Here is a 6,499-nt window from a genome sequence, read left to right as displayed (position 1 = left end):
GCAGCGTGGCGAGGGTGATACCCGCCTCGTACCCCGTCGTGGTGTGGCCGCTGGGGAAGGAGCCACCGGTGCAGAGCCCGACCGTGCCGTAGCCCGCGTCGAGCGGGACGTCCTTCGCCGCGAACTGCCGGGTGGTGTCGACGACCGGGGCGACCCGCGTGATCAGCAGGTTCCCCTTGGCGTCCGCGTAGGGCTTGCCGACGCGGATCGCGGCCTGCGACGACGCGTTGACCGTCGCGGGGGCGCAGGCGGCGACGTCGCCGGCGACGGCGGGGGTGCTCGGGTCCGTCGGCAGGTAGGGCCGCGGGTGGCTGAAAGTCGCCTTCGCGGTGGTGGTGCTGACGTACGCGCCGGCGGTGCCGTTCGAGCTGTTGATCAGCGCGGTCGTCAGCGGCAGCGCGCCGCTGATCGTGCCGGTCACGTACTGCGCGCCGAGCTTCGAGCCGAGGCCGGTGGAGATCGTGCGGGACTGGTCGTAGAGCGTGCCGGTCGCGTCGTTGTACTCGGCGTCCTGCAGGGCCTTGAACTGCTGCGCGGGCGTCGCGTTGCGATTGATCCAGACGCTGAGCGCGTCGTCGCGCTCCAGCGCCTTCGCGTTCACGACCGTGCCGTGCAGCGTGTTGCCCGCGTCGGCCTTCCAGACGGCGGTGTAGCCGTTCAGCAGCCGCACCAGGTCGGGCGGCGCGGTGTCGCTGGGGTAGGGGGTGGCGGCGCTCGCCAGCGTGGGGGTGCCGACGACGAGCGCGCCGGCGACGAGGGCGGTGCAGAGTCGGACTGCGGACTTCCGTGTGCGGATCACTCGAGGACCGTAGGAGCGGAGTGTGAACACGACGCGAACGCGCCGCGCCACGACGCGGTTCGGCGCGACGCGGCCCACGGACGCACAGGTCCGCCTCCCGTGCAACCCGGCCGGGGGCGGGTGCACGGGATGGGAGGATCGGCGCGACGGCGCGGGAGGCGATGCGGTGAGCACCAGGTGGCCCGGTCCCGGCCCGCTCCGTCCGTCCCCCTCCACCGCCCGTCCGCGCGCTGCGCGCATCTCCCTCCGCTGGACCGCCCGTGCCTGAAGCCCTCGACGTCGCCCGCTTCAACGCGCGGCAGTCGCGCTACCGGCTGGACGGCCCGATCGGCCGCGGCGGCATGTCCACGGTGTACCGGGGGACGGACCTGGCGCTCGACCGCCAGGTGGCGGTCAAGGTGTTCACCGCGAGCGCGGCGGGCACGGAGGAGCTGCGCGCGCAGCAGCGGGAGGCCCGGCTTGTCGCCTCGTTCGCGCACCACAGCCTGGTCCGCCTGTACGACGTCGGGGTCGACCTGCAGGACGACGCGACGCCGCGGATCTTTCTGGTGATGGAGCTGATCGACGGCACCGATCTGCGGGTGCGGCTGCGGGAGGGCGCGCTGCCGCTGCTGCACGTCGCGCACCTCGGGTACGACCTCGCCGAGGGGCTGGCGTACCTGCACGCCGGCGGGGTCATGCACCGCGACGTCAAACCGGCGAACGTGCTGCTGATGCGGACCGCGGAGGGGCGGCGGCCACGGGTCAAGCTGACGGACTTCGGCATCGCCCGCAGCGCGGACCAGCCGCCGGAGGCGCCCGACGACACCACCGGCACGGCCGCGTACCTCAGCCCCGAGCAGGCTGAGGGCGCCGAGGTCGGCACCCCCGGCGACGTGTACGCGCTGGGCCTGGTCGTGCTCGAGGCCGTCACCGGCCGCACCGAGTTCCCGGGCGGGATCCTCGAGAGCGCTTTCGCCCGGCTCGACCGCGACCCGGTCCTGCCGCGCGGCCTGCCGGACGAGTGGGCCCTGCTGCTGCGCCGCATGACGGCCAGGCGGCCGGCGGACCGGCCCACGGCCGCAGAGGCGGCGGAGGCGTTCCGCCGCCTGCTCGTCGACGAGGTGGAGGTGGACGACCCGGTCGCCGCGGTCGGCCGGCTCGCCGCCGTTCGGCGCTACAACGTGCTCGCGCCCGGCGACGACCCCGAGCTCGAGCAGCTCTGCCTGCTCGTCACCCGGCTGCTCGGCGTCGACGTGGCGCTGGTCGCCGTCGCGGACGAGGAGCGCACCCTGGTCCGTGCGCGCTGGGGGGAGCCGCTCGGCGCCCGGGTCGGCGTCGTCGAGGGCGAGCTCGAGGAGGCGGCGGTGCTGCTGCCCGACGTCGCGGCGGCGGGATCGAAGCCGCCGCTCGCCCGGGGCGACGGGATCGGCTGCTACGCCTCCGCCCCCCTTTGCACCCACGACGGATCGGCGATCGGCGTCGTCGCGGTGCTCGGGCGGCGGCCGCGCCGACTCACCGACGCGGAGACCGCCACCCTGCGCGACGTGGCCGACATGGCGATGCACGAGATCGAGCTGCGCCGGGCGGTCCGGCGGCTGCTCGTGCCGCGCCGCTCCCTCGCGCGGCCCGCGTAGGCTCCGTGCACCTCGACGTGCCTCGGGCGGGAGCCATGACCGACACCACCGCGCAGCCCCGGCTGCTGAACGACCGGTACCGCCTCGTGCGGACGCTGCGCGCGGACGCGCGCTACGAGGTGCACCGCGTGCGCGACGTGCTGCTCGACCGCGACGTGATCGCGAAGGTCCGCACCTACACGGTGGACGAGCACGGCGACCGGCGCCGCAACGAGGCGGTCGCGCGGCTGATGGCCTCGGTCACGCACCACGGGCTCGTCCCCGTGCTCGACTACGACGTCCGGCCGACCGCCGACGGCGGCGCGCGGATGCTGCTGATCATGGAGGCGGCGCGTGGGCGGACCCTCCGGCGGCGCCTCGTGGAGGCGGTGCCGCTGACGACCAGGCAGGCCGCGGAGCTCGGGTACGACCTCGCGGAGGCGCTCGAGCACCTCCACGAGCACGGGGTGCTGCACCGCGGTCTGACTCCCAGCACGGTGTTCCTCGTCGAGCAGGAGACCGGGGCGCTGCGCGCGCAGATCGCCGACCTCACCGCGGCCGTGCGCACGGACGTCGGCCCGGTGACGCCGTCCGACGCGGCCGGGCTGTGGGCGTACCGCAGCCCGGAGGAGCTGCGGGGCGAGCCGGCGTCGCCGGCGAGCGACGTCTACCAGCTGGGCCTCGTCGTGCTGGAGGCGCTGACGGGCCGGGCCGCGTTCCGCGACCCGCAGCAGCGCGTCGAGCACCCCGATGTGGCGCCGCCGATCCCCTCCGCGATCCCGCCGGGGCTCGCCGAGCCGCTGCGCCGGGCGACGGCGACCGATCCGCGCGAGCGGCCGCTGCCGACCGAGCTGGCCGCCGCGTTCCGCCGTGTCGTCGCGGCGGAGACGGGCAGGAACCGGCGGATCGACCCGACGCTGCGGTCCGCGGAGCAGGAGGAGGCGCGGCTCGCGGCCCTGCATCAGTACGACCTGCTCGACACGCCTCCCGAGGGCGCCTTCGACCGGATCACGACCCTCGCCGCACGCGTGTTCGACATGCCCGTCTCGACGGTGAGCATCGTCGACCGCGACCGGATCTGGTTCAAGTCGCACTTCGGCCTCGACGGCGGCGAGATCGCCCGCGATCCGGGGCTGTGCGCGACCGTGGTGGACACGGGCGAGCGCGTCGTCATCGCCGACGCCCGCACCGACAGCGGCGCGCAGCACAACCCGCTCATCGCCGGGGACCTGGGCCTGCAGTCGTACGCGGGCGTGCCGCTGACCAGCATCGACGGGTTCACCCTCGGTGCGCTGAGCGTCGCGGACTACCGGCCGAGGACGCTCTCGGCGGACCAGCTGGACATCCTCGAGCGGCTCGGCCGGATGATCACGCACGAGCTGGAGATGCGGCTCGCCACCCGCAGGGCGGTGCTCAGCCGGGAGTGACGGCCCCGGTCAGCCGGCGCGGCTGAGCAGGCCGTGGCGGATCTCGATCGGCACCCGGGTGCCGTCGTCCAGGCGCCCCTCGAGGTACTCCGAGTTCGGGTCCGGCACCGGCCGCGGCTGCCAGCCGCAGCGGATCACCAGCTCCATCAGGTCCCTGCCGGACGCCCCTGCTTCGAGGGCGGACTCGATCTCGGTCAGGAGGTGCTGCTTCGCAGACGACGGTGTCGTGCTCATCCGGACAGCATGCGCACGTCGCGCGCTCCCCGGCAAGGGGCGCGCCACCGCGGCGCCACCCCCGACCGAGGGGTCAGCGGCGGGTCGCTTCCGCCTGCCGGTAGGCGGTCACGAGCGAGTCGGCGTCGCCGTGCCACGGCGCGCCGTGCCCCGGGACCACCCAGTCGACGTCCAGGCCGAGCAGCCGGTCGAGGGAGGCGGAGGAGGTCGCCTGGTCGTCGGTGAACGGTGCCGGCTGCGGCCCGGAGACGCCGGTGAGGACGCTGCGCGTCGTCAGCTCGTCGCCGACGAACACCGCCCGGACCGCCGGCACGAGGATCGCGATGCTGCCGGGGGAGTGGCCCGGCATCCCGATGACGCGCGGTGCGCCGGGCAGGTCGAGCACGTCGCCGTCGTCGACCGGCAGCACCTCCCGCACCGGCGGCACCCGGAACCCGCGCTTCCGGGCCGCGTAGGCGAAGAAGCCGAGCGTCGGGCCGATCCGCATCGCGTCCTTCGGGGTCGCCGGCGGCTTCGCGCCCCTCGTCCGGTCGGCGTCGCCGGCACCGACGAGCACGGGGACGCCGAGCTCGCGGCGCAGGCGCTCGGCGAACCCGCGGTGATCGCTGTCGCCGTGCGTCAGCACGACGCCGCGGATGTCGGACATCGGGCGGCCGATCGCGGCGAGCTCGCGCCGCAGATCGGCGTGGTGGCCGGGCAGGCCGGTGTCGATGACGGTGATCCCCTCGTCCGTGACGACGAGGTGCACGGCGATGATGTCGTTGCCGAGACGGTGGAGGCCGGGGGCGAGCTGCATGAAGGCTACGATACTTAGCCATCGATCCGACGTCAACGAGGAGGCACGATGCCGGCACCGGCGAGGACGGGGCGGGAGCAGCTCGTCGCCGCGGCGCGCGACCTGCTGGAGGAGGGAGGGGTCGACGCGGTGACGATGGCGGCGGTCGCGGACCGGGTCGGCGTCCGCTCGCCCTCGCTGTACAAGCACGTGCGGGACCGCGGGGGCCTGCTCGGGCTGGTGGTCGCCGCCACCGTCGAGGACGTCACCGCGCGGCTGGACGCGCTCCGCGACCCGGACCCCGGGCGATCGGTGCTGGCGCAGGTCGAGGGGATGCGCGGCTTCGCCCACGAGCGGCCGCACGGGTTCCGACTCATGTTCGGCGTCGTGCCGGGGGTGCCGAGCCCGGATCCGTCCGCGGCGGAGGCGAGCCTCCGGCCCCTCCTGGACGCGATGACGGCGCTGGTCGGACCCGAGCACGCGCTGGACGGCGCCCGGCTGGTCACCGCGTGGGCGAACGGCTTCATCACGATGGAGCTGACGGGCGCCCTGCGGCTGGGCGGCGACCTCGACGCCGCCTGGGCGTGGGGCCTGCGCCGCATCGTCGCCGCGGTCACCGCGGGCTGACCCTCCGCCATCCAGGGGATCCGGGCGCGGCCGCGCAGGAACTCCTGGGCGGCGGGAGGAGACTCGGGGGTCATGACGACGCCCAGGGTCCGCGTGATCATCGACAACGACTTCTCCGGCGACCCGGACGACCTCTTCCAGCTCGTGCACCACCTGCTGTCCCCGTCGGTGACGGTCCCGTTCGTCATCGGCTCGCACCTCGCTCCGCAGGACCCGTTCGACGACAGCGACCGGCAGGCGGACAACGCGGCGCGGATCGCCGAGCAGGTGCTCGACCTGCTCGACCTCGGCGGCTCCGTCCCGGTGCACGCCGGGTCGAACACCGGCCTCGCGTCGCCGACCGAGCCGATCGACGGGCCCGCCGCCCGCGCGATCATCGCGGAGGCGTTGCGCGACGACCCGGACCCGCTCTACATCGCGCTCGGTGGCGGGCTGACCGACCTCGCCAGCGCGCTGCTCATCGAGCCGCGGATCGCCGACCGCTTCACCGCGATCTGGATCGGCGGCGGCGAGCACGATGGCCTCGGCTCCCCGCCTCCGGACGCGGATCCGATCGAGTACAACCTGGCGATCGACGTCGCGGCCGCGACGGCCGTGTTCGATCACTCGTGGGTCGAGATCTGGCAGGTGCCGCGGAACGTCTACCGGCAGTGCCTCGTCTCCCGGGTCGAGCTCGAGCGGCGCGTCCGCCCGAGGGGGCCGGTGGGCGCGTACCTGGTGGAGGCGATCGACCGGGCCGTCGCCGCGATCGAGTCCGCCGGGGCGCCGATGGGGGAGACGTACGCGCTCGGCGACAGCCCGCTGGTGCTGCTCACCGCGCTGCAGTCGCCGTTCCAGCCCGACCCGTCGTCCAGCGAGCACGTCGTCCTGCCGACGCCGCGGATCACCGCGGACGGGCGCTACCGGCCGAACCCGAACGGCCGTCCCATGCGGGTCTATACCCGCGTCGACACCCGGCTGATGTTCGAGGACCTGTTCCTGAAGCTCGAGGTCGCCGCGGAGGGCGGCCGGGTCGCGTGAACGCGCTCGGCCGGCCGCGACG

Annotated in this window: 6 protein-coding genes and 1 pseudogene; 4 read left to right on the top strand and 3 right to left on the bottom strand. The window is 74.8% G+C overall.

The window, feature by feature from the left end; translation table 11 throughout:
* Positions 1 to 799, bottom strand: a pseudogene (locus ACFE60_RS00535) (hypothetical protein); the annotation flags it as partial.
* A 260-nt stretch (positions 800 to 1,059) separates the two neighbouring features.
* Between ACFE60_RS00535 and ACFE60_RS00530 the strand changes: the two are divergent.
* Both ACFE60_RS00530 and ACFE60_RS00525 read left to right on the top strand, forming a co-directional pair.
* The gene (locus ACFE60_RS00530; RefSeq protein ID WP_375386874.1) at positions 1,060 to 2,415 is read left to right on the top strand and encodes a protein kinase; all 1,356 of its coding nucleotides are present in this window, start codon (positions 1,060 to 1,062) and stop codon (positions 2,413 to 2,415) included.
* A gap of 35 nt (positions 2,416 to 2,450) precedes the next feature.
* Positions 2,451 to 3,821, top strand: a complete 1,371-nt coding sequence (locus ACFE60_RS00525; RefSeq protein ID WP_375386873.1) for a GAF domain-containing protein — start codon at positions 2,451 to 2,453, stop codon at positions 3,819 to 3,821.
* A 9-nt stretch (positions 3,822 to 3,830) separates the two neighbouring features.
* Here ACFE60_RS00525 and ACFE60_RS00520 read toward each other — a convergent pair whose 3' ends face one another.
* The gene (locus ACFE60_RS00520) at positions 3,831 to 4,055 is read right to left on the bottom strand and encodes a hypothetical protein (RefSeq protein ID WP_375386872.1); all 225 of its coding nucleotides are present in this window, start codon (positions 4,053 to 4,055) and stop codon (positions 3,831 to 3,833) included.
* A 73-nt stretch (positions 4,056 to 4,128) separates the two neighbouring features.
* Positions 4,129 to 4,851, bottom strand: a complete 723-nt coding sequence (locus tag ACFE60_RS00515; protein ID WP_375386871.1) for an MBL fold metallo-hydrolase — start codon at positions 4,849 to 4,851, stop codon at positions 4,129 to 4,131.
* A 48-nt stretch (positions 4,852 to 4,899) separates the two neighbouring features.
* Between ACFE60_RS00515 and ACFE60_RS00510 the strand changes: the two genes are divergently transcribed.
* Entirely contained in the window at positions 4,900 to 5,457 is a 558-nt protein-coding gene (locus ACFE60_RS00510) for a TetR/AcrR family transcriptional regulator (RefSeq protein WP_375386870.1), read from the top strand.
* Positions 5,458 to 5,529: 72 nt separating this feature from the next.
* Positions 5,530 to 6,477: a nucleoside hydrolase gene (locus ACFE60_RS00505; RefSeq protein ID WP_375386869.1), complete on the top strand. Its 948-nt coding sequence runs from the start codon at positions 5,530 to 5,532 to the stop codon at positions 6,475 to 6,477.
* Positions 6,478 to 6,499 lie beyond the last annotated feature (22 nt).

The organism is uncultured Amnibacterium sp. (assembly GCF_964245895.1).
GTDB lineage: Bacteria > Actinomycetota > Actinomycetes > Actinomycetales > Microbacteriaceae > Amnibacterium.
The sequence above is the reverse complement of the archived record's forward strand: the minus strand, read 5'-3'. Positions and strand labels throughout refer to the sequence as shown.

Excerpts from the sequence above, each read along its gene's own strand:
- ACFE60_RS00520 (WP_375386872.1), bottom strand. The coding sequence starts at position 4,055 with ATGAGCACGACACCGTCGTCTGCGAAGCAGCACCTCCTGACCGAGATC.
- ACFE60_RS00510 (WP_375386870.1), top strand. The coding sequence starts at position 4,900 with ATGCCGGCACCGGCGAGGACGGGGCGGGAGCAGCTCGTCGCCGCGGCG.
- ACFE60_RS00525 (WP_375386873.1), top strand. The coding sequence starts at position 2,451 with ATGACCGACACCACCGCGCAGCCCCGGCTGCTGAACGACCGGTACCGC.
- ACFE60_RS00505 (WP_375386869.1), top strand. The coding sequence starts at position 5,530 with ATGACGACGCCCAGGGTCCGCGTGATCATCGACAACGACTTCTCCGGC.
- ACFE60_RS00515 (WP_375386871.1), bottom strand. The coding sequence starts at position 4,851 with ATGCAGCTCGCCCCCGGCCTCCACCGTCTCGGCAACGACATCATCGCC.